Source organism: Spirosoma soli, assembly GCF_042684525.1.
Lineage (GTDB): Bacteria > Bacteroidota > Bacteroidia > Cytophagales > Spirosomataceae > Spirosoma > Spirosoma soli.
This window is the reverse complement of sequence record NZ_JBHULN010000002.1, coordinates 525,728-546,163: the sequence shown is the minus strand read 5'-3', so window position 1 is coordinate 546,163 and position 20,436 is coordinate 525,728. Positions and strand designations below refer to the sequence as shown.

The 20,436-nt window shown below is 50.1% G+C and carries 20 protein-coding genes; 9 read left to right on the top strand and 11 right to left on the bottom strand.

The window, feature by feature from the left end; all coding sequences use genetic code 11:
- Nucleotides 1–38: 38 nt before the first annotated feature.
- Entirely contained in the window at nucleotides 39–1,475 is a 1,437-nt protein-coding gene (locus tag ACFSUS_RS05880) for a hypothetical protein (protein ID WP_381520391.1), read from the top strand.
- 153 nt (nucleotides 1,476–1,628) lie between these two features.
- Here ACFSUS_RS05880 and ACFSUS_RS05875 read toward each other — a convergent pair whose 3' ends face one another.
- Nucleotides 1,629–2,402: a ferritin-like domain-containing protein gene (locus ACFSUS_RS05875; protein WP_381520388.1), complete on the bottom strand. Its 774-nt coding sequence runs from the start codon at nucleotides 2,400–2,402 to the stop codon at nucleotides 1,629–1,631.
- Nucleotides 2,403–2,416: 14 nt separating this feature from the next.
- Nucleotides 2,417–3,175 carry a ferritin-like domain-containing protein gene (locus ACFSUS_RS05870; protein WP_381520385.1) on the bottom strand — a complete coding sequence of 253 codons (759 nt, stop codon included), beginning with the start codon at nucleotides 3,173–3,175 and terminating at the stop codon, nucleotides 2,417–2,419.
- A 551-nt stretch (nucleotides 3,176–3,726) separates the two neighbouring features.
- Here ACFSUS_RS05870 and ACFSUS_RS05865 point away from each other — a divergent pair.
- Nucleotides 3,727–4,182 carry a ferritin-like domain-containing protein gene (locus tag ACFSUS_RS05865; RefSeq protein WP_381520382.1) on the top strand — a complete coding sequence of 152 codons (456 nt, stop codon included), beginning with the start codon at nucleotides 3,727–3,729 and terminating at the stop codon, nucleotides 4,180–4,182.
- Nucleotides 4,183–4,255: 73 nt separating this feature from the next.
- Here ACFSUS_RS05865 and ACFSUS_RS05860 read toward each other — a convergent pair whose 3' ends face one another.
- Nucleotides 4,256–4,603, bottom strand: a complete 348-nt coding sequence (locus ACFSUS_RS05860; RefSeq protein WP_381520379.1) for a hypothetical protein — start codon at nucleotides 4,601–4,603, stop codon at nucleotides 4,256–4,258.
- Between the two features lie 23 nt (nucleotides 4,604–4,626).
- Nucleotides 4,627–5,493: an aldo/keto reductase gene (locus ACFSUS_RS05855; RefSeq protein WP_381520376.1), complete on the bottom strand. Its 867-nt coding sequence runs from the start codon at nucleotides 5,491–5,493 to the stop codon at nucleotides 4,627–4,629.
- 90 nt (nucleotides 5,494–5,583) lie between these two features.
- Between ACFSUS_RS05855 and ACFSUS_RS05850 the strand changes: the two genes are divergently transcribed.
- A complete protein-coding gene (locus ACFSUS_RS05850; protein WP_381520373.1) occupies nucleotides 5,584–6,156 on the top strand; it encodes an outer membrane protein in 573 nt (190 codons plus the stop codon).
- Between the two features lie 72 nt (nucleotides 6,157–6,228).
- Here ACFSUS_RS05850 and ACFSUS_RS05845 read toward each other — a convergent pair whose 3' ends face one another.
- From ACFSUS_RS05845 to ACFSUS_RS05820, 6 genes are all read right to left on the bottom strand, one after another.
- On the bottom strand, nucleotides 6,229–7,086 hold the full coding sequence (locus ACFSUS_RS05845) for a prephenate dehydrogenase (RefSeq protein ID WP_381520370.1): 858 nt from the start codon (nucleotides 7,084–7,086) through the stop codon (nucleotides 6,229–6,231).
- 60 nt (nucleotides 7,087–7,146) lie between these two features.
- Complete coding sequence (locus tag ACFSUS_RS05840; protein ID WP_381520367.1) at nucleotides 7,147–7,362, bottom strand: GxxExxY protein; 216 nt, start codon at nucleotides 7,360–7,362, stop codon at nucleotides 7,147–7,149.
- An 83-nt stretch (nucleotides 7,363–7,445) separates the two neighbouring features.
- Nucleotides 7,446–7,496, bottom strand: coding sequence for a hypothetical protein (locus ACFSUS_RS05835; protein WP_381520532.1), 51 nt, complete (start codon nucleotides 7,494–7,496; stop codon nucleotides 7,446–7,448).
- Between the two features lie 142 nt (nucleotides 7,497–7,638).
- Entirely contained in the window at nucleotides 7,639–8,805 is a 1,167-nt protein-coding gene (locus ACFSUS_RS05830) for a pyridoxal phosphate-dependent aminotransferase (RefSeq protein WP_381520364.1), read from the bottom strand.
- Nucleotides 8,806–8,941: 136 nt separating this feature from the next.
- Nucleotides 8,942–9,520 carry an NUDIX hydrolase gene (locus tag ACFSUS_RS05825; protein WP_381520361.1) on the bottom strand — a complete coding sequence of 193 codons (579 nt, stop codon included), beginning with the start codon at nucleotides 9,518–9,520 and terminating at the stop codon, nucleotides 8,942–8,944.
- A gap of 20 nt (nucleotides 9,521–9,540) precedes the next feature.
- Nucleotides 9,541–10,809 carry an alpha/beta hydrolase family protein gene (locus tag ACFSUS_RS05820; protein ID WP_381520359.1) on the bottom strand — a complete coding sequence of 423 codons (1,269 nt, stop codon included), beginning with the start codon at nucleotides 10,807–10,809 and terminating at the stop codon, nucleotides 9,541–9,543.
- A 200-nt stretch (nucleotides 10,810–11,009) separates the two neighbouring features.
- Here ACFSUS_RS05820 and ACFSUS_RS05815 point away from each other — a divergent pair, with 200 nt between their 5' ends.
- The 4 genes from ACFSUS_RS05815 (at nucleotide 11,010) to ACFSUS_RS05800 (ending at nucleotide 17,223) form a co-directional block, all read left to right on the top strand.
- Complete coding sequence (locus tag ACFSUS_RS05815; protein ID WP_381520356.1) at nucleotides 11,010–11,603, top strand: hypothetical protein; 594 nt, start codon at nucleotides 11,010–11,012, stop codon at nucleotides 11,601–11,603.
- A gap of 107 nt (nucleotides 11,604–11,710) precedes the next feature.
- Nucleotides 11,711–13,003, top strand: coding sequence for a TolC family protein (locus ACFSUS_RS05810; RefSeq protein WP_381520353.1), 1,293 nt, complete (start codon nucleotides 11,711–11,713; stop codon nucleotides 13,001–13,003).
- A gap of 3 nt (nucleotides 13,004–13,006) precedes the next feature.
- A complete protein-coding gene (locus ACFSUS_RS05805) occupies nucleotides 13,007–13,966 on the top strand; it encodes an efflux RND transporter periplasmic adaptor subunit (protein WP_381520350.1) in 960 nt (319 codons plus the stop codon).
- 80 nt (nucleotides 13,967–14,046) lie between these two features.
- Nucleotides 14,047–17,223, top strand: a complete 3,177-nt coding sequence (locus ACFSUS_RS05800) for an efflux RND transporter permease subunit (RefSeq protein ID WP_381520347.1) — start codon at nucleotides 14,047–14,049, stop codon at nucleotides 17,221–17,223.
- Between the two features lie 120 nt (nucleotides 17,224–17,343).
- On the opposite strand, the gene ACFSUS_RS05795 is transcribed toward ACFSUS_RS05800, so the two are convergent.
- Nucleotides 17,344–17,733, bottom strand: a complete 390-nt coding sequence (locus tag ACFSUS_RS05795) for a DUF4870 domain-containing protein (RefSeq protein ID WP_381520344.1) — start codon at nucleotides 17,731–17,733, stop codon at nucleotides 17,344–17,346.
- Between the two features lie 677 nt (nucleotides 17,734–18,410).
- Between ACFSUS_RS05795 and ACFSUS_RS05790 the strand changes: the two genes are divergently transcribed.
- Both ACFSUS_RS05790 and ACFSUS_RS05785 read left to right on the top strand, forming a co-directional pair.
- Complete coding sequence (locus ACFSUS_RS05790; protein ID WP_381520341.1) at nucleotides 18,411–19,667, top strand: hypothetical protein; 1,257 nt, start codon at nucleotides 18,411–18,413, stop codon at nucleotides 19,665–19,667.
- A gap of 227 nt (nucleotides 19,668–19,894) precedes the next feature.
- Nucleotides 19,895–20,410 (top strand): Crp/Fnr family transcriptional regulator, encoded by a 516-nt coding sequence (locus ACFSUS_RS05785; RefSeq protein ID WP_381520338.1) that lies wholly within the window; start codon nucleotides 19,895–19,897, stop codon nucleotides 20,408–20,410.
- Nucleotides 20,411–20,436: the final 26 nt, after the last annotated feature.

The following is a 20,436-nucleotide window of genomic DNA, read 5'->3' as shown; positions in this document are numbered from 1 at the left end:
AGCCTATTTTTGATTTAATTCTTTTTTAATCTGCGACTATGCCTCGCTTTTATGTACCGCTTGTTTGCACGCTTGTTGGCTTCATGGCCTTCACCTGTGTGCGAGACTTTCCAGCTACAGCGCCTTATAGCCCTGCTGTAAAACCTACCCCTCCAACGGGCGGGTTACCTCCACAGGAGCAACCTGCTGCCCCCAAACGCTTGTTTATTGCCAACGAGAAAGTGCGGCTTGCCATTGATCTCAACATGGGAGGGGCTATCAATTACCTCGCTGAAGCTGGCACTAGTGAAAACATGGTCAATAACTTTGATCTGGGTAGGCAAATACAGACCGCCTTCTACGGTGGACCTTATCCGTACTCGGTCAATGGAAAGCAGCCTGTTGCTGCATGGCTTAATCTCGGATGGAATCCGGTTCAAACAGGAGATTATTACAACCATCCAGCTCGCGTATTGAGCTATCAACAAACGGGGAATCAGTTATACGTCAAGACGATTCCGCTGATATGGCCTCTGTTTGATGAACCCGCCGATTGCGTGATGGAACACTGGATCGAGCTTCAGGGCAATAGTGTTCATGTTCGTTGCCGGGTTAACGTGAACCGACTCGATACTACGCAGTATAGTGCCCGTGGTCAGGAAACGCCTTGCGTGTACCTCAACGGACCATACTACCGCTATGTGCTCTACGATGGTTCACAGCCTTTCACGAATGCGCCGGTTACCGAAACGACTGATCGAGAGAATACTAACCGCTACGGTACCGAAAATTGGGTGGCTATCCTGAACGAGCAGGGGCGGGGCGTGGGCTTATACCGGCCGAATGTGTACCGGTATAAAACTATTGGTTTCGGAACACCTAAAGTAGGTACTGAAGCGGATGGATCGAGTGGCTACATGAGTAATGACGACTACCTGGTCATTGATCATAACGGTCAATATGAATATGACTATTATTTGATAGTGGGCTCATTGAGTGACATTCGACAGTTTGCCTACAGCCAACCCAGACCAACGCCAGGCCCTAACTTTATTTTTGCGAAAGATCGGCAGGGATGGTATTATAATAATGTTCGGGATCGGGGCTGGCCAATTCAGAATGGACTGGATGTTCGCTGGGAACGAATCGATACTACAAAAGCTGACTTTCGGCTTATGAGCCCGACTGTGTTCTGGAAAGCCACTGACGTACCTAAACTATACGTTCAGGCTGCGTTTAAAACAAAAGGTACTTCAGCACGCCTAAGCTGGAGAAAGCCGGGCGACTTTGACTTTCTGCCGGTTAGTGACCGCTATACAACCTTTCCAATCATTGGGGATGGTCAGCTACGGACCTACGAAATTGATCTGAGCCGAGTCGGAGGCTGGGATGGCGTTATATCGCAGATTAGCCTGGACCCTACCGCGGCAAAAGACTACGAAAAAGGGTCTACCCTACGATTGCAAAGTGTAACGTTTAGTCGGCCGAATGGCTGATAAATAAATAGATTTATTGGTAATTGTGTATTGAAGCCTACGATTTAGCAACAAATGATTACCAATCGACAAGCATGGTACGAAACAAGAATTGGGTAGTTTGTTGATGAGTCATCAACAAACTACCCAATTCTTGTTTTACGCTATTAGAACCTAAGCGATGAACGGTCCAGCAATGGCCAGTACCTGCTCTTTGGTAAGGATCTCATCGAACGCTTCCGACGAACGATCAGCGTTGATGTTACCTGGTAGTGTTGTCAGGTTAACGCCAGCCTGAGTGATGCTACCTTCGCCCGCATAGATAGCGGCCGGTAGTCCACTCGCATCAGAGTTGGTGATCCAGCCTTTCTGGCCACGCAGGAAACGGATACGAGCCGCGTGACGCGCTTCTACCGAGTGGATCTGAAGAGCTACCGTCAGAACAGCCGGAGCCGAAATCAGATTGGCAGCCTGACCTTTGTAAGCACGAACACCGGTATCTTCGAATGCCTGAGCAAGTGCGTAGTTCGTCTGTACATCAGAGAATACAGTTGGGAAAGCGCCTTTCGCCGTGAAATCGAAATTAGGCTTCCTGATGGCTGCTGAACCCAACGCCCCCTGAAGTAAGCTTACGTGTGCATTCTCGTGCTTGGCGATTTGCTCGTAATAAGCACGCGCTGCAGCCGGAATGATGCCTGACGACAAACTTCTGTTATAGAATTCAGCCTCCAGAAACTCTAGTGTCAGCGCATAGTTCAATACGTCAACAACAACGTTGTTTTGAGCATATGCTTTGTTAAGCACGGCCGAAAAAGCCAGCGGAGTTACTCCGGCCAAAGCCTTCTTCATCCAGCTCTGAAATACGTGGCGACGCGAGACATGGTCTAAACGCTCATAGACATCAGCGTCCACCTTTTCAATATCATTCAGTATGTTTTGCAGATTCATGGCTATGGGGGGAATTAAGCACGACGAGGCAGTTGCATGCCATTAATGGTTTCGTAGATGTACGGAGACACTATAGCTAATACCTCTGTCGGTACACGGATTTCTTCCAGACCAGAGTTCGGGTAGATGACCTCGTCACCAGCAAATGACCGTCCCTGTGGGTCCAGCAACGTAGCGATGATTGCTGCGTGACGGGCTTCAACCGACACAATCTGGCCAGCAATTGTTAGGTAAGCTGCGCTCTGGATATATTGGCCAGCTCCATTATAAGCCGATACGCCAATGTTCTCAAATACCCGGGCAGTTCCTAGTACCGATGCACGGCTGCTGAAGTTGATGCTGGTGAAGTCAGGTGTTAGGCCAGGAATAGCTGCACTGCCCAAAGCTGCTTTCAGGAATTCGCGGTGAACAATTTCATGATCGCGAATATCAGATAAGATCTGACGCTCAGCGTCTGTAATACCTGAGTAAGGCGTCATGACAGCTTGCGTGTAGAACGCAGCTTCTAATTGTTCCAGCGCATAAGCGTAATTCAAAACACCTACGTCGTTGGTACCAAGGTCGCCAAGGTCAATCGTTCTGTAACCAGCGCGGGCCGAGCCTCTGGCGCTCGTGGTTGGGTCCATAACCTGATCGTGGCAGGCACTGAGCGCAACACCAGCGGCAGCCGTAGCCCCGAGGTAGCGCATAAACATCCGGCGACCAAGCGCTGCAGACTCTTTGCCTGTCAGCAACTGACGAACGTCAGTGTGGTCTTGGGGTAGTTTCTCCATTGAGTTGCAAAAAGTTTAGTGGTATCATTCTCCGTCCCTCGGAGAATCGCAATAACTACGTGCAATTGAGCTCGCCGGTTTTTTACTTTTTGATAAACTTTTGGAGAAATCTCAGGTAATTGAGCCAACGGCCCAAATTCAGCCGTTTACTCAATGAAAACTAGAAGTTTTGAATCAAATAATTGTAAAATAATACGGTATATGTATTTAGTAGAGAATAATTTTTACATAAAATGTTTGAAATTATATAATGTAAATGTTTTCATATATTAGCGCTGTTTAGTATTTTGTTTTTGGCATTTCAATTCCTACGGATTGGAACGTGTTTTTGTCATCCCTCCTGCCGCACTGGCGGACCGGTCGGGATGACAAAAACACCCAGATTTTATAAATCCTAAACAGCTTCATTTCCTGTGTTACGATTGATAATGACTCATTGGTTTTGTTATATCGGAGTGGTTCTAAAGTTGTCGGAAAAGTCGCGCGCTCACAAACATTTGAATGCAACCAGAGTTCTATTGATTAATTCACAACTATCGCAATCAATTGTTATGATTAAGAACGAAGAAATTGTTGATGACCTCAATGACCTTGTCAAGATCAACAACGACCGTATTCAAGGCTATGAAAAAGCGGTTGAAGACAATGAAGACCCGCAATTAGACGATCTGTTTCGGCACTACGTAATTCAGAGCCAGAATTTCCGCAGCCAACTTGCTGATCACATCGTACGTATCGATGGATCGGGTGTTACCGACGCAACGTCGACTGACGTGTCGAGCAAAATTCACCGGGCGTGGATCGACATTAAAGCGGCTATCACAGGTAAAGATCGTGACACCGTATTGAGTTCAGTCGAATTTGGCGAAAACGTAGCGGTTGAAGCGTATCAGAATGCAATCGAAAAAGATCACATTCCGGCATATATCAAAGAAGATTTGCAAAAGCAGCTTGTTGAATTGAAAGCGGCTTACGAAAAAGTAAAAGCCTTGCATAAAGCAGCTTAACCGAGTCATCAGTAAACGTAAAAAGGGAAGACTTCAACAACTGAGGTCTTCCCTTTTTACGTTTACTGACTTCTTACCGTGACTGCGCAATCCGGGCTGATACGTCGTCCAGAACTTCGGCTAGTTGGTTTAGTTGGCCAACCAGGCCAACGTCGTTTGATTCGTGGGCAGCCTGCTTCGTCAGTTTACTGAGTGTATGCAATGATCCAGCAATTTGTGGAGCTTTACCTTCCGTTAGCGAACGCTTTAAAGCATACAACTCATCGGCAATGTTTTCCAGCGTTTGATTGCCTTCGCCGAGAGCCTGGCTCCACTGATCAATGAGATCGCCGACCGGAGCAATACGCTCGGCGCCCTGCTGGAGCCGTTGCAAGGTATTGACAAGCAATTGTTGCGGGTCTTGATTCAACTGAGTTGCCATAACAAACGTGGGTTTAGTGAAGCTTATTTCGGTATCGGCATGTCCTGAAAATCTTCTTCGGTCAGCTTGATCGTTGCGCCCTGCACGTTTTCCTCAAGGTGCTTAACTGACGATGTACCCGCAATGGGCAGCATCACTGGCGAGGCAGCCAGCAGCCAGGCTAAGGCAATCTGGTAATCCGTTGCATTATGGCGTTGCGCTACCCGACTGATCGCTTTTTCTGCCTGTAAATTACCCGCGCTAAGCGGATACCACGGAATGAACGCAATGTTCTGCGCTTCACAATACTTCAATACGTCGTTCCACTTCTGTTCGCCAAAGTTATACATGTTCTGTACCGACACGACGTCAAAATAGTCCTGAGCCTGTTCAATTTGCTCAACGCTCACTTCCGAAAGGCCAATGTGCCGGATCTTACCCGCCTGTTGTGCTTCCTGTAAAAAACCGAGGTACTCTTCTGCCGGAACTTTGTCGTCGAAGCGGTGAAGCTGATACAGATCAATACGCTCTAGTTTCAGTCGTTTTAAACTACCATTCAAGGCTTCTTCCAGGTGCTTACGGCTGCCGTCAACGGGCCACTGATTCGGACCAGTCCGTAGCAGACCGCCTTTTGTGCCAATTACCAGACCGTCGGGGTAGGGGTAAAGCGCTTCGGCGATGAGTTCTTCTGAAACATAGGGGCCGTAGCTATCGGCGGTATCGATAAAGTTGATGCCCAAGTCAAGACATCGTTTCAGCACCCGAATCGCTTCGTCGTGATCTTTGGGCGGTCCCCAAATGCCGTCACCGGTAATACGCATCGCGCCGTAAGCCATTCGGTTGACCGTCAGGTCTCCGCCGATCGTGATAGTGCCCGCCTGCAGGGCCGGTTGTTGTGTGCTTGCTTGCATAATGGGTAAGATTATTGTTAATAAATGTTAAGCTGCTCTTACAGATGCCGCTGTACTATACATCTACTGCGTAACTTAGAAAACTGTTTTATGAAACGACAAATCTCACTTCTGTTCGCCTTGCTACCATTAGTGTCTCTGGCTCAGACGCAACCGAAGAGCAAGCAAAATGACCTGTTAGGTCAGGGTAAGTTTAGCATTGGGTTAGGCCTTGGCGGAGGCACAGGCGGATCTACCGGAACTTATGGACGGGTAGCTCCGCGGGCGCAGTATTTCGTGAAGAATGGCTGGTCTGTGAACGTCGAGGGACGCCATGAGACCAACGGAAAGCAGTACAGTTACTCAGGCGCAGGCTTAACGACGCGGTATTACGTATTGCGCACCAATAAGGTGACCATATTTGGTCAAGCTGGTTATTTCTACGGGAGGAGCCGTAACCGTACGTACACGTTTGAGCTAACAGCAGCCGGAGGAACGTTGCGGGTTGAAGAAACGAACCAGTTTGGAATGGCTAATGCGGGTATCGGGGCCCAATACAAAGTGGGTAAGCGGTGGTCGCTCGAAGCCTTACATGAATATAATTATGGCCGTTGTATGTCCGATAACTCTATGCAACAAACCCGAACGACGATAGGGATGAATTTTTTACTTAAGAAGCCATAATTAACGAGTCATTCATCGTCATTATCTGTTATTCGTTGTAAAGGCGATAAATGACAAATAATGACTACGTTTCTACCGCTTCTCGATCCCATCCAGCACCCGCCGGATAACGTTGGCGCGCTGCATGAAGTCAAGCGAGGTTTTTATGTCCTGGTTGTCGATTACCTGTTTGAACTGTTGCAGAAATTCAATGTAAGCGGCCAGTGCATCGGAGACATTGACGCGGTTCTGGTCGAAGATAGGCGCCCACATCTGGGGAGAACTTTTGGCCAGTCGTACGGTCGAGCCAAAGCCTGTACTCGCCATATCAAAAATGGCCTGTTCATCTTTTTCCTTCTCTAAAACGGTCAGGCCAAGGGCAAATGCACTGATGTGACTTAAGTGCGACACGTAGGCCAGGTGTAGGTCATGCTCCTGGGGCGTCATGTAAAATAGCTTCATGCCAATGTCGCGGAATAGGCTTTCGGCCAGCGTTACGCTTTCGGGGTTGCTTTTCTCCCGGTCGCAGATGATGAGGTTCTTTCCCGGAAGCAACTCCCGAAACGCTGCCCCCGGACCGGAGTTTTCGGTACCGGCCATTGGGTGTGCTGCCACGAACTGCGCTCGCTTGGTGTGTTGGTCGGCCACTGCGCAGATTAGTTCTTTGGTGGAGCCCAGATCAAGTACGGTAGCTCCCTGAGGCACCAGATCAAGCACTAGGGGCAACAAATCGATAATGACGTTAACGGGCGTAGCCAGCACAACCAGGTTGCTTTGTGCCACGGCATCGTTCAGCGGAAGAATTTCATCGACAATACCTTTCGCCAGGGCTAGTTGCCCATTGACGGGCGAGGCATCGACGCCGATGAAGCGCATTTTCGGGTATTTTTCACGAACGGCGAGGGCGAACGAACCGCCGAGGAGGCCGATGCCTATGATGGAAACAGTCATCTGAACCGGGATTTAACAGATTTTTGGATAAAACAGATTTTGTATGCTGCGCTCACTTTACTATCTATCTTTATTGACGCGTCGGACGTGGGGATTTAGCACTCGCTTGAATTCTAAGCTTGACGCCCCAAAATTGATGAGGAGCCCTATTTTGAGGTTATATGTCTCCAAATAATTGATAGCTTGAGCCAGATGAACTTCTTCCAATCTAATAATAGCTTTGAGTTCAACCATTACTTTTTCTTCAATTAGAAAATCGGCCTGACGCGTTCTCATTAGCATGCCTTTGTAAAAGATTGGCATGTCACCTCTCTTGCAAAGCCAACAGCCAATTGCTCAAGCTCGTGAGCCAATGCTCGTTAATAAATTACCTCTTGAAATCCGTTACCCAATACTCTGTGTACTTCCATTGAGCACCCAATAATCCGGTGCGTTAAGTCTTTATGTCTAAAGTCCTGCTGCATTTTTGATACGGTGTGGTTAATGATATTATAAATCAAGATTAGTAAGTACAAAAAACTATATGCTCTTGCAGAGCAAACAAAATCTGTTTTATCCTAAAATCCGTTGAATCGCGGTTCGGATACGCTCCTCCGGCAGGCACAACGACACCCGTATATACCGATTGCCCTTAGGACCAAAAATGAAGCCGGGGGCGATGAAAACATGCTTATTGTACAGCAGATCGTCCACCAGCGTTTCAGCAGACTCGACCGTGTCGGGGAGTTTGGCCCAGATAAATAAGCCTTCCTGATCAGTGGTATAGGTGCAGCCAAGGGCATCCAGCAACGCATGAACGGCGTCCAGACGGCCTTGATACACCGCATTCCGTTCGCGGTGCCAGTCGTCGGAGTTATCAAGCGCTTCGGCAGCAGCGTCCATGAGTGGTTTGAACTGACCCGAATCGACATTGCTTTTGATGGTAAGTACAGCGTCGACATACGCTTTCGCACCCGCCATCCAGCCGATACGCCAGCCCGCCATGTTATGCGATTTGCTCAGCGAGTTTAATTCAACCGCTACGTCTTTAGCGCCGTCTACCGACAGCAAACTGACCGGTGACTTTTTATTCAGAATTAGGCTATAGGGGTTATCGTGACAAAGCAGAACCTTGTGCTCATGCGCGAACCGAACGGCCCGCTCGAACAAGGCGTGGGTGGCTGGTGCGCCCGTTGGCATATGCGGATAGTTCAGCCAGATAATTTTAGTAGAGGTAGGCGAACCAGCCACCAGATCAGCCATGGCTTCCCAATCGGGTTGCCAGCCGTTATGCTCCTGTAACGGATACTCACTCACCTTGGCGCCAACCATCTGGCTAACGGCCCGATAGGCAGGATAGCCCAGTTCAGGCACCAAAACGCCATCGCCTTCATTCAGGAAAGTCAGCGATATATGGGTAATGCCTTCTTTCGAGCCGATGAGGGGTAAAACCTCCGTGTCGGCATCGAGCGTAACGCCATAGGTGTGCGCGTAAAAACGAGTAATGGCCTGACGTAATGCTGGAGTGCCTTTATAGGATTGGTAACCATGTGAACCGGGCTGCCGGGCCGACGCAATGAGCGCATCAATCGTGTTCTCCGAAGGCATCAGATCGGGGTTCCCGATCCCAATATTAATAACGTCGTGACCAGCCGCCTGAAGGCGACGTACTTCGGCTAATTTGACGGAAAAGTAGTACTCCTGCGTTTGGTCGGCGCGGTGAGCGAGGGGAATAATCACTTGTCTGAACCGGAATGTTACAAGATTAGAAACGATTTACAGGATTAGCTTGCTGAGCTGAAAGTGGGCTGCAAAGATACGTGGTTTTCGCTGGAGTGAGATAGATAACCGTTCCCTGATGCACGTACCTGGCCCATCAAAGGGCCTTTGCCGCTGCTGAGCCAGTTGATGCCCATAAGTACTTTAACAACGGAGCCGCGCAGAGTGCCTGAATCATGCCGCCGTTTTCAACGATCTCCCGCGCTTGTTTGGGCGATACCAAGTGAACCGTAATTTCTTCGGTAGCTTCAAGGGCTGGGGCTTGTTTCAATTCTACGCCCGTGGCTAAAAACGAGTGGTTGACATTTGTATGCGTCCCCGGATTGGCCGATAGGGTCATCAGGGGTTCCCAATGACCACCACCGAAGCCCGTTTCTTCCAAAAGTTCGCGTTGGGCAGCGGCCAGTGGCTCTTCGCCAGCGTCGACAACGCCCGCACAGAGTTCATAGTGAACGTCGGCAATGCCGTGGCGGTATTGCCGGATGAGCACCAGTTGCCCATCAGTCGTGACGGCCACAACGTTGATCCAGTCAGGATACTCAAGGATGAAGTAATCGGGAATATAACCGCCATTGGCCATCCGAACGGCGTCTTTACGAACGTTTAGCCAGGGTACCTGAAAAATGTATTCGGCGTTTTCAACCTGCCACGGTCTGGGATCATTTTCATGTGTCATAACCCCAAAGGTAGGCACGGCTACCGGACTAATTCATCCGCAAACCGTAGGTATTGCTCCCAGTCATAGTTTGTTACGTCGTGTTTGCCTGTTCGGTCATGGTAGCGGACCGTCTGCCCAACCGGCTGATCTATAGCTGGAAAAGTCGTAGTGCCTAGGCCCGTTTTTCCATATAATCGATAAATAGGTTCTGCGCCAACAGCCCCTAAAAATTCGCCTTTCGGGTCTGACCATTGATCGCCATCGGCACTGGCTACGTAGAGTGGGCGAGGGGCAATGAGGGCGAGTAATTCGTGCTGATCAATGGGGAGTTCGGCCACCCGTTTGTTGTAGGACTTGTATTGTTTACAAAACCAATGAGGAAAGCTGGTATTGATCCGCTCGACCGTTTCGCCGTACCAACGACGAGCCAGGGCCGCTCCCCCTTCGCCAGATTCGTTCAGCACAACAGCTGCGAAACGTTCGTCTTGTGCGCCCGCCCACGCAGCTGCTTTACCAATCCGCGAATGGCCAAAGGCAATAACGCGCTTACTGTCTATACCAGGTTCTGTTTGCAGGTAGTCCAGCATGCGGCTCATGCCCCAGGCCCACGCCCCAATGGCTCCCCAATTGGTAGCCTTCGTCGTGTCGCCCAGCACCGATCGAATGCCCGTCTGCCAGCCTTGCGGATAATCAGGTTCAATGTCACCGTAGTAGGCTGTCGCGACGGCATAGCCACGCGCCAGAATGGTGTCTAGCGGCCAGCGCCGGGCCTGCATACCGCGCGACTTCTCAGTAGCCCGACTGTTAACTGAAACTTCGCCAATGGCATTAGTCATCCAACGCGTTGACAGCGGAACGTCGGACTCATTGGTGATGCAGTGATTACCGCAGAAGTTTAATCCTAAAAATACGGGCGATGGCTTTTTAGCGGCTTTGGGCACGTAGAGCACAACGTCAATGGGTTGCAGTTTCGGGTAGTCAGCGAAGAAGATAGACACCTGCTTTCGAATGGCCTTGCCGCCGAGTGCATTTGGCTCGGTATGCGTCGTTTGAAAACGCAAACGGACCGACTGGTTTGGGGTCTGGCCATATACATTATCTGCAAACAATTGCAGCAGTTCAGTTCGTCGTTTCGCCCATTCACCTTTGGTCGTCACCTTTTTTCCGTTGGTCATGCGCAACGGATCGGGCAATGTGTAAGTGCCAACTTTGGCTTCGTCGTAGTTGTACGTTGGCTCCGACGCCTGACCTGCAGCGAACCGGATTGTGAAAAAGCTGATGGATACTCCGAGTAAGATTCGATTCATGAAAATGCAGGGCGTACTAGTTGTTTAGAAAAGCTGAACAAGCCGTTTTTCATACTGATACAGGCCTCAATGAATGTGAAATTACACAGTCGTCGACCGTTACTTTTATCGCTTTTTTACCTGATTCATATTAACCGGCTTGTCTGATTCGTTCTCTAAGCGGTTTTTGCATCCGCAATTTGCTCGTACAACACAACCTGATGAAAAACGCCTTTTCTTTCTTCGTTGCTCTGTTATGCCTTTTTCTTTCATCCTGTCACCGGCCTACCGCCTATTTTCAGCGGACACCCCATGCCGCTGCTTCCCGCCTGCCAACTAACTCGTTCGCAACTCCAGCTAATGAGATAAGACAAGACTCGCTGGTCAACACTACTCCAGTCGATTCAGCGATTAGAGCCTCAGCTGATGTGGCTCTGGTAAGTGTACGCACGCAACCTTCTGCTGCTTTGCAGACAAAGGCACGTATTGAGCGCCGGGTGCATCGGATGCAGTCGTTGCTGAAACGCAATGCCGAATCTGTTGAAAAACAGCCACGGCCAAAACCTAAGCCGAAAAATCAGTTGCGGCTCGGTAACCGGATTCGTCAGGGCTTAGGTATTCCACTACGCGAAGAACTCAACTGGTGGCAACGCATCAGCTGGAAGCTAAAAGCATCGGTCATTATTATTCTCGTTGCCGTATTATTCGCTATTCTGCACGTTACGCTGTTAGCCATTATCTTCGGTATCATTGGCGCTTTCCTGCTCATTAGTGGCTTAAAGAAGTCGTTTAAAGTGCGAAGGCCGTGGTTCTGATAAGGTAATGCACAAGCTTCACTAAGTATATTTAACAACCTTTTAATTAATATTCTGCCGTAATTCGAGCGGGGAGATTGTTATTTTGTCCAGTCTCGACCATACGAATGAACGCAAAAACATCGCTATACCTCCTGTTGTTTATCAGTGGTTTAAGCCTGACTGCTTCCGGACAGGCTTCCCTGACGTTACGTCAGACGTTGCAATTAGTGCGGACGAACAGTCCCGTTTTGCGCGTTGAACAATTGAATATTAATGCCGCGCAGGCCGACCAGGTCACGGCTAATTTGCGGCCAAATCCGGTTCTCAACAACCAGACACTCTTTCAATTAAACCAAGTACCCGCCACCCCAGTATCCGATGCTGTTGGGCCGTTCAGTCGGCAGCGTCGGCAATTCTGGTTGCAAGCCACCAAAGAGTTTGATGTCTTTAATAAACGGCAGTATCGAAATCGGTTTGCTGAGGCCAGTACAAACGTGGCTGTACGGAGCGTAGCCGAAACCGAACGGGGCCTACTATTCGATGCCGCCAACCGTTTTCTGGATGCCTGGTACGCTCGCATTCAACTGGCCCTGTTGCAACGGGCTAAAGCGAATGTTGATACACTCGTTCAATTAAATAAGGTTCGGCTGAAAGATCTGGTGATTAGTAGTACTGATCTGACGAGAACCCAGCTGATTTCGGATCAATACGACCTTCAGACTCGTACGGCCCAGCAAGACCTCCGTAATCGCCTGAACGAGTTGCGGCTAGCGTTAGGAGCAACTGATAGCGTTAATGTGGCGATGAATGATTCCATCGTGAACCCCGCCGTTCTCAATCCACTTGGCTTATTTCCATCTGTGAATGCTAGTTCGGATAGTCTCCTGCGTTTAGCCGCGACGACTCGCACCGACGTTCAGGTGGCCGAAGCCAATATAGAAGCGGCACGACGTAATGTGGATTTGCAGCGCGTTCTGGCTAAGCCCAGCAACGAGGCTGGTTTTATCTGGAACCCCCAAAACGCCGTTCCATACGCGGGCGTGTTTTTAACCCTTGAGTTGCCGGTTTACGCCCGTAACCAGGGCGAGATACAAAAGTCGCAGGTGTTGCAGGAGCAGGCCGGCCGAGCAGCCGCGTTAGTGCAGGCGCAGATTCGATCGGAGGTGCAGAGTGCCTACCAATCATTTATGACCAGCCGTCAGAATATTGAACGTTACACAACCATCCGGCGCGATGCCGACCGAGTGCTGGCATCGGTGCGGTACGCTTACCTCCGGGGAGCCACTACCCTGATTGACTTTCTACAGGCGCAAAGCTCGTGGTTCGATACCCAGACGGCCTATTACCAAACTTTATATACCTACCGTCAAAATTATGTTCGGCTGCTATACGTGACCGGACAGATCAACTCCTATTAAGAAATGACTATTCGCTACTCCATTTTTCTGTTGGCTTTTCTTATCCTGTCCTGTAAAGACAAGCCGAAGCCCGCAGTGGTGTCGGTGCCACGCCCAACGGTTAGTACGGACGGCGTACGCATTACATTTCCGGATGCCGCTATGATTCGTGCTTTTGCTACGCAGCCTGCCAAACCTGAAGCCATTCGGACCGACTTTGCAGCTCCTGGCCACGTGGCAGCAATGGTCCTTCGTTCCAGCGAAAGTCCGGCCGAGCGGCTTGTGCTTTTCGACGATCCCGATTTGTCGGACAACTATACGGCCATCTTGCAGCACCGGATCAACATCCAGACCCAGCGTGGTAACCTCGACCGGGTGAAGGATTTACAGGCTCATGGGGCGGCTTCGGGTAAAGAAGTCATTGAAGCACAGACGCAACTGGCCAACGAGCAGGCGGCCATCATTTCGGATGAAGCGACGCTTAAATTGGCGGGTTTTGATCCCGAAGCTCTTCGTCGGGCGCAGCCGAATACAATCCTGGTGGTCTGCGAAATACCCGAAAATCAATTAGGTAGTATCAAAAAAGGATTACCCTGTACGCTAAGCTTTGCTTCGTTCCCGAACGAAAAATTTACCGGACGGATCGACGATGTAAACGATTTTGTCGACAACACAACGCGGCAAATTAAACTGCGCATTGCTGTCAGCAACCCGGACGGACGGTTGAAAGCAGGAATGTTCGCAACCGTGCAGTTCGGCGTTACCGAGGGTAAGTTTTTGACCATCTCTCGGGATGCCGTCGTGACGGTTCAGGGACAAGATTACGTGTTTGTGAAAACCGGGCCACAAGCCGTTGAGCGCCGATCTGTGCAACTGGGCCAGCAACGCGATGATCGCATTGTGGTGTTAAACGGCCTTCGCGAAAACGAGTCTGTCGTTGTCAGCAATGTGCTGCAATTAAAGGGCTTAAGCTTTGGGTATTAGATGTATGGTCTAACCATAGGATTAGCTGTGGTGGAACTGGCTTACGAGGCTAACCCGCGGGTTGGCCCAAACGAAAATAGATGATCCAGAAACTAATAACATTTTCCCTCCGCAACCGCTGGGTCGTCGTGGGGCTGGCTGCAGCGATGATGGGGCTGGGGCTCTGGTGTTTCAAGATGTTGAAGATTGAAGCCTACCCCGATATAGCGGACACGAACGTTATCATCATTGCCAAGTATGATGGACGTGCGGCCGAGGAGGTTGAACAACAGGTGACCATCCCCATCGAGCGGGTGCTAAACAACGTACCGCACGTAACGGATCGCCGGTCGCGCACGATTTTTGGGCTATCGGTGGTGCAATTGAATTTCGACGAAACGGTAACGGATTACTTCGCCCGTCAGCAAGTTATTGAGCGATTGAGCGGGGCCGAACTGCCCGATGGTGTCGAGCCTGAGCTGGCTCCGCTCACTACGGCCGTCGGTGAAATTTACCGCTATGTAATTGAAGCGCCGGAAAGCATGACGCCCATGCAACTGCGCGATTTGCAGGACTGGACAATTATTCCGCAACTATTACAGGTACCCGGCATTGCCGACGTGACCAATTTTGGCGGACCCGTCAAGCAGTTTCAGGTAATTCCCGACCCGGCGAAGCTGCGTAAGTTTTCGCTCTCATTGCAGGATGTAATTGACGCCATCCAGAAAAACAATCAGAACACGGGTGGTAACATCGTAGCGCGTGGCGGACAAGGGTTTGCCGTGCGCGGCTTAGGTGCGCTCAAAACGCCCGATGATATTGGTAATATTGTACTCAAAACGAACGAAGGCGTACCGGTATTCGTCCGCGACGTAGCCAGTGTAGAGATCAACCCGCCCTCTCCATCAGGTATTTTAGGGTACCGAATTCCCGACGAGAAACTAGACGTCGTTGGTGCAACTGAAGGGATTGTATTGTTACGTCGGGGCGAAAATCCGAGTGAGGTTCTGGGCTTGCTAAAGAACAAGATCACCGACCTGGAAGCGAACGAACTGCCCAAAGGTGTTCACCTGCGCGTGCTTTACGACCGCGGCTTTTTGATTGACCACTCATTGGAAACCGTGGCTCACACGCTGTTCGAAGGGGTTTCGGTGGTCATTATCGTATTGGTTTTCTTCCTCGGGAGCCTGCGCACGGCTTTGGTGGTAACAGCGACGATTCCGTTTGCCTTACTATTTGCGTTTATCCTGATGAAGTTCGTTGGTATCCCGGCTAACCTGCTGTCGTTAGGGGCTATTGACTTCGGCATCATTGTGGACGGAGCCTGCGTTATGGCCGAACATTTAGTCCGGAAATACCGGGGCGCGACCGAGGAGGACAAGCGCAGGGGTGTCTTCCGGGCGACGGTGGAAGCGGCCGGTGAAGTAGCCAACGAAATCTTTTTCTCGGTGCTCATCATCATTCTGGCGTACCTCCCCATCCTGACCATGCAGCGGGTTGAAGGTAAACTGTTTTCGCCTATGGCCCTCACGCTGGCCTTTGCCGTCGTTGGCTCGATGGTGTTTGCGCTGACGGCTATTCCGGTGCTGATTTCGATGGCCTTCCGCAAACAAATGGCGATAGGGCAGCCGGCCAAAAAGCCCTACGAGAATATCCTGTTGCACTTCCTCGAACGGGGGTATCGCTGGCTACTGGGCCGCATACTGAAACGGCCAGCCTTTGTGGTAGGCCTGCTGGCAACGGTGGTCCTGGCGCTGACCGCGCTGGGCATCCGGCTAGGTACCGAATTTTTGCCGGAACTGGACGAAGGGTCAATTTTTATGCGGGCGTTCATGCCGTCAGGAATTACGGTGCAGGAGAACGCCAAGATTGCTCCCAAAATCCGCGATGTTATCGGCAAATACAAGCCCGTCAGCTTCGTTATCACGCAGTCGGGCCGTAACGATGACGGCACTGACCCTTTCCCCAGTGATCGAACTGAAATACTGATCGGGCTGAAAGATTACAGTACGTGGGCCGACAGCATTTCCAAGAAAGAACTCGTACGCACGATGCAGACGGAGCTGACAAACGCGTTTCCGGGCGCATTTTTCTCGTCGGGACAACCGATTATCGACCAGGTAATGGAAATCGTGACGGGCAGCGCGGCCGACCTGGCTATCTCGGTTGTGGGCAACGACTTAAACCTGATGCGGTCCAAAGCCGACAGCATTGCCCAGATTGTTCGCCAGACGCCAGGGGCTGTTGCTGTTAATCTGGAGCAGGAAGGGCCGCAGGACCAGCTAGCCATCCGCATCAACCGGCCAGCGGCAGCCCGTTACGGTATCAACGTGTCCGAAATTGAGGGCATGATTGAAGCGGCTATTGGTGGTAAAGCCATCGGTTCCATTTACGACGAAGCCAAGCGGTACGACATTTTGGTGCGGTTCACGCCCGAGAGCCGGGGCAGCATCGACGCTATCCGGCAGTTGCAGGTCACCTCAGCGACGGGTGCGTTAATCCCAATGGACGAACTGGCTGATATCCGGTACGTACAGGGGCAAACCAACATCTACCGCATCAATGGCAAGCGCATGGTGACCGTCCGGACCAACATCCGCGACCGTGACCAAGGCGGCTTTGTGGCTGACGTACGCCAACAGATTGAACGGAATGTACACATCCCGCAGGGCTACCAGGTCATTTATGGAGGACAATTCGAGAACTTAGAGCGGGCCAGCAGGCAGTTGGGCGTTGTTATTCCGCTCACGCTGGTAATTATCTTCGGCATCCTGCTGGCTTTCTACCGGAACGTTCGCGAGGCCGCCATTGCTATGTCCTGTGTGTTGCTGGCGTTGCCGGGCGGTATCGTGGCGCTGTTGCTGCGGGGGTATCACTTTAACATTTCGGCGGGCGTTGGCTTTGTGTCGCTCTTCGGGATCTGTGTGATGACGGGTATTTTGTTTGTATCAAGCATCAACCTCAAGCTTACGCAAAACCTGAGCTTAATGGAGGCCATCCGAGAGTCGGCCATTGAGCAGTTCCGGCTGCGGGTGATGGTGATTCTGCTGGCGATGATTGGCTTATTCCCAGCCGCCCTGTCGGGGGGCATCGGCTCTGACATTCAGCGCCCGCTGGCAACGGTCATCATCGGTGGTTTGGCTACCACTTTATTGTTTGCGCCCCTGATTATTCCGCCCTTGTTTTACGTAGTCAATCGGCATGTGAAGCGTTCTGATTTTACGAATGACAAAGGCAAACACCTATCCGAACCAATTGAGGAAGGAACCGAAATTTAAGCTCTTTGTCAATCGCTGTCAGGTATGGTCAAGTGCTGTTAATGGCTAATCTATTGCACAACTAACTTTACCTGACCACACTTGTCTAGTCCTGACAACGATTGACCAGTCTTGGCTTTTTTATTTAATAAACCGAATCGTTACGGGGTAGCGGTAGTATTCACCGTTGTTGGCTTTAATGGCTGCAATGATGGTGAAGATGAGCCAAATCACTCCAACCAGCCACATCAGTACCAAGCCGATTAGTAATAGAAACAACACAAATGAGATTGCAGCTGCAATGGCCATCGTAATGTTGAAGTTGACCGCTTCTTTGCCGTGGAAGTCCACAAACGCTGACTTCTCTTTCTGAATCTGCCAAATGATCAACGGACCTACTAAGCTGCCAACAAGGGTGAATAAGCCTGTCAATGCGCTTAAATGTGTCAGCATAGCCCACATCCGTTCGTCGGACTGACTCATAGGGACGGGGGTAGGAGATAAGGGCGGGGTAGGGGGAGGAGTTTCCACAGTGAAAAGCAGTTTGATTTTATAAGTAAGTTGGTGCAAAAAATTGGTTATCACAACGTTTCGGTGAGAAACTAAGTCGACGTATATACCAACCGTAACCATTTATTGTTGCTGGTAGTACCGCATTGGCACCGCTTCAGGAAGCATTCTTTAACGCGCCCATAATCCAGGCCTGGATAGCCGTCTGCAGGCTAAATAATACCAAGTTTTTTTGTAATAAATTATAGCTGTCTGAGGCTTGATAAATATGAAATTTTTCATGTAATTTTGGGAGTCAGTACTTATCTGTAAACTCAGTTATTCATCAAACATGAAGGCTGGGGTAAGCTACAGGTTGTTACATTGTAAAAGCCTTGTGTATAGCTTCTTTCATTGTGGCAATTTGCTGACTATTAGCTTGTTACATCTCCCTCTTTTTGTGGCCGGTTCGTTTGGTTTTTTGCAACTAAAAGCAGTGGCAAATGTGTTTTTAGTATGTACTGCACCTACGTTCCCTCAAGAAGTATTATCGTGGAAGTTTAGATCAGCGTGGCTGACTGGCTACGCTGTGTAAAGACAAGATCTGACAACTGTTTCGGTGGGCAGACTTTTGGTGGCTCTCGGTTCATCATTGAGTAATGAACAGGGCATTTAATTAATTGGGCTAATCCCCGTCGCAATGTTACTTAACTTAAAATATGGAGAAAACAGTTCGGATTGTCCCCGACCAGGATAGTCTGATGCATGACAACCTAATTGCCCACATGGGCTACCCAAAAGAACAGGCAGACAAGGCAAACGAAGCCTTTGATGAGTCTGTCAAGCAATTCCTTCGCGATTGGATCGAGAATGGCACCGTAGCAGCGGTCAGAAGCCTGGACGTTGAAATTGATACCGACGACTTTATTGAACATGGTGCCCTGCGGAGCTTCTTTAAACACACGGACGATGCCCTCGAACGGCTACTCGACAACGAGAGCATTGCCCGCCACCTGCTTCGACCTATTGATCAAGTTTACTTTCAGAATGATGCGTATGAGCCGTTGCTGGCCAAGTTTGAGCAGCGGATCTATAATTTAGCCGCGCACCGTGAACACCTTGAAGTGCCTTTTCGGTACAGCGGTACCAGCCGCCAGGGGGCGCATGGCGATACGGTTGGTGCTATAGACGAACACACGGGACAGCCTAAAGAAGATATTGGTACGTATTTCGGTACCCGACGTTCAGACACAACGGCTCTGAATATTTTGGCTCGCGAGCTACGTCTGGAAGCGTTGTTAACGGTCACCTTGCCTATCCATGTCATTGCAGAAGGCTACATGGAGGATTCACTCCGCGTGGTTAAAGCAACTGCTGAGCGATTGCATGAGGAAGGCGACAGGCAGCCACATTGCTTCCTGATCCAGCGCCGTCACGCTGCTGATGACCGTCATTTGGGAGCCGCTTTATTGATTATGAATTCAGCGCACCCTGACAAGCCGCAACGGGTTATCTTCTGCGATACGTTGAATCCTTCAGGCGTTCCGCCCTGGTGGCATAAGTTTAAGCATAAGCTGGATATAGTGTTTCCGCAGCCTGAGGAAAGTGCACCCGTATCAGCTTTCCTTGAAGACGGTGGCGTCAACTTGCAACGGCTGCACGACGGAGTGCCGGTTCGTCACCAGGATATTGACTGTGCGTTTTATACCTATGCGATGGTACGGGCGCTTATTCAGTTGGCGAAATTAGACCCGGCTTTGATTTTGACTGGGCACATCAAAGAGATTGTTAGCCACATGACCGCTCGCATGCCTGAATATTTTGAGCAGGCTAACCAACCCCGGCATCCTGACGTGGTGCGGGAAGCAAACGTAGTGCGTCGGTGGAATACAGGCCATGAAGCGTTGAAGAATAGAATGCCAATCAAAGGAACTGAGCAGATAGTTCAGGAGCCGTATATAGCTGAAGTTGCCTAGGCGAGTTTAGCAGGATATATTAGAAGCTGTTAAGGGTGCTGAGCTTGTCATGTGACTGGTTTGATACGCTTAACAGCTTTTTTTGTATCTCTGACACTGCTACGTCTCAATCATAATCATGTAAAGTCTTGTCGTGTTCTAACTGCAATACGTGAAACTGTATGGAGCCATTGATAGTCTTGATCGAGACACTTCAGCCTATTTCTAATGAACTCAAGGCCGCGCTTATGAAAACACTTAGGCGTGAGGTGCTTCCCGATAAGCATTGGCTACTGCAACCCGGCCAGGTATCGGACCGAATCTACTTCGTTGAACAGGGCGTGGTACGGGGCTATTACATTAAACAGGGGCTTCAGGGAGACGGCCGAGAGGTTACGTCGTGGTTCATGCGAGAGGGTGATTTTATTATATCCATTATCAGCTTCTACACCCGGCAACCTGCCCGAGAGTATATTGAGCTGCTTGAAGATAGCATTGTGTGGTCTATCTCGTATGATCAGTTGCAGCAACTTTACCGCGACTTCCCGGAGTTCAACGCTGTAGGACGGATGCTGACTGAAAAGTACTATGCCCTAAGTGAGCTTCGGACGCAAAACCTACGCATGCAAACCGCGCCTGAGCGATACAGTCAGTTAACGAACGATTTTCCCGATATCCTGCAACGGGTTCCGCTTAAACACATTGCTTCTCATCTGGGCATTTCACCCGAAACCTTAAGTCGACTACGCGGTCGGCGAAATTGATATTCGTCAATTTTTGGCTGCAAAGC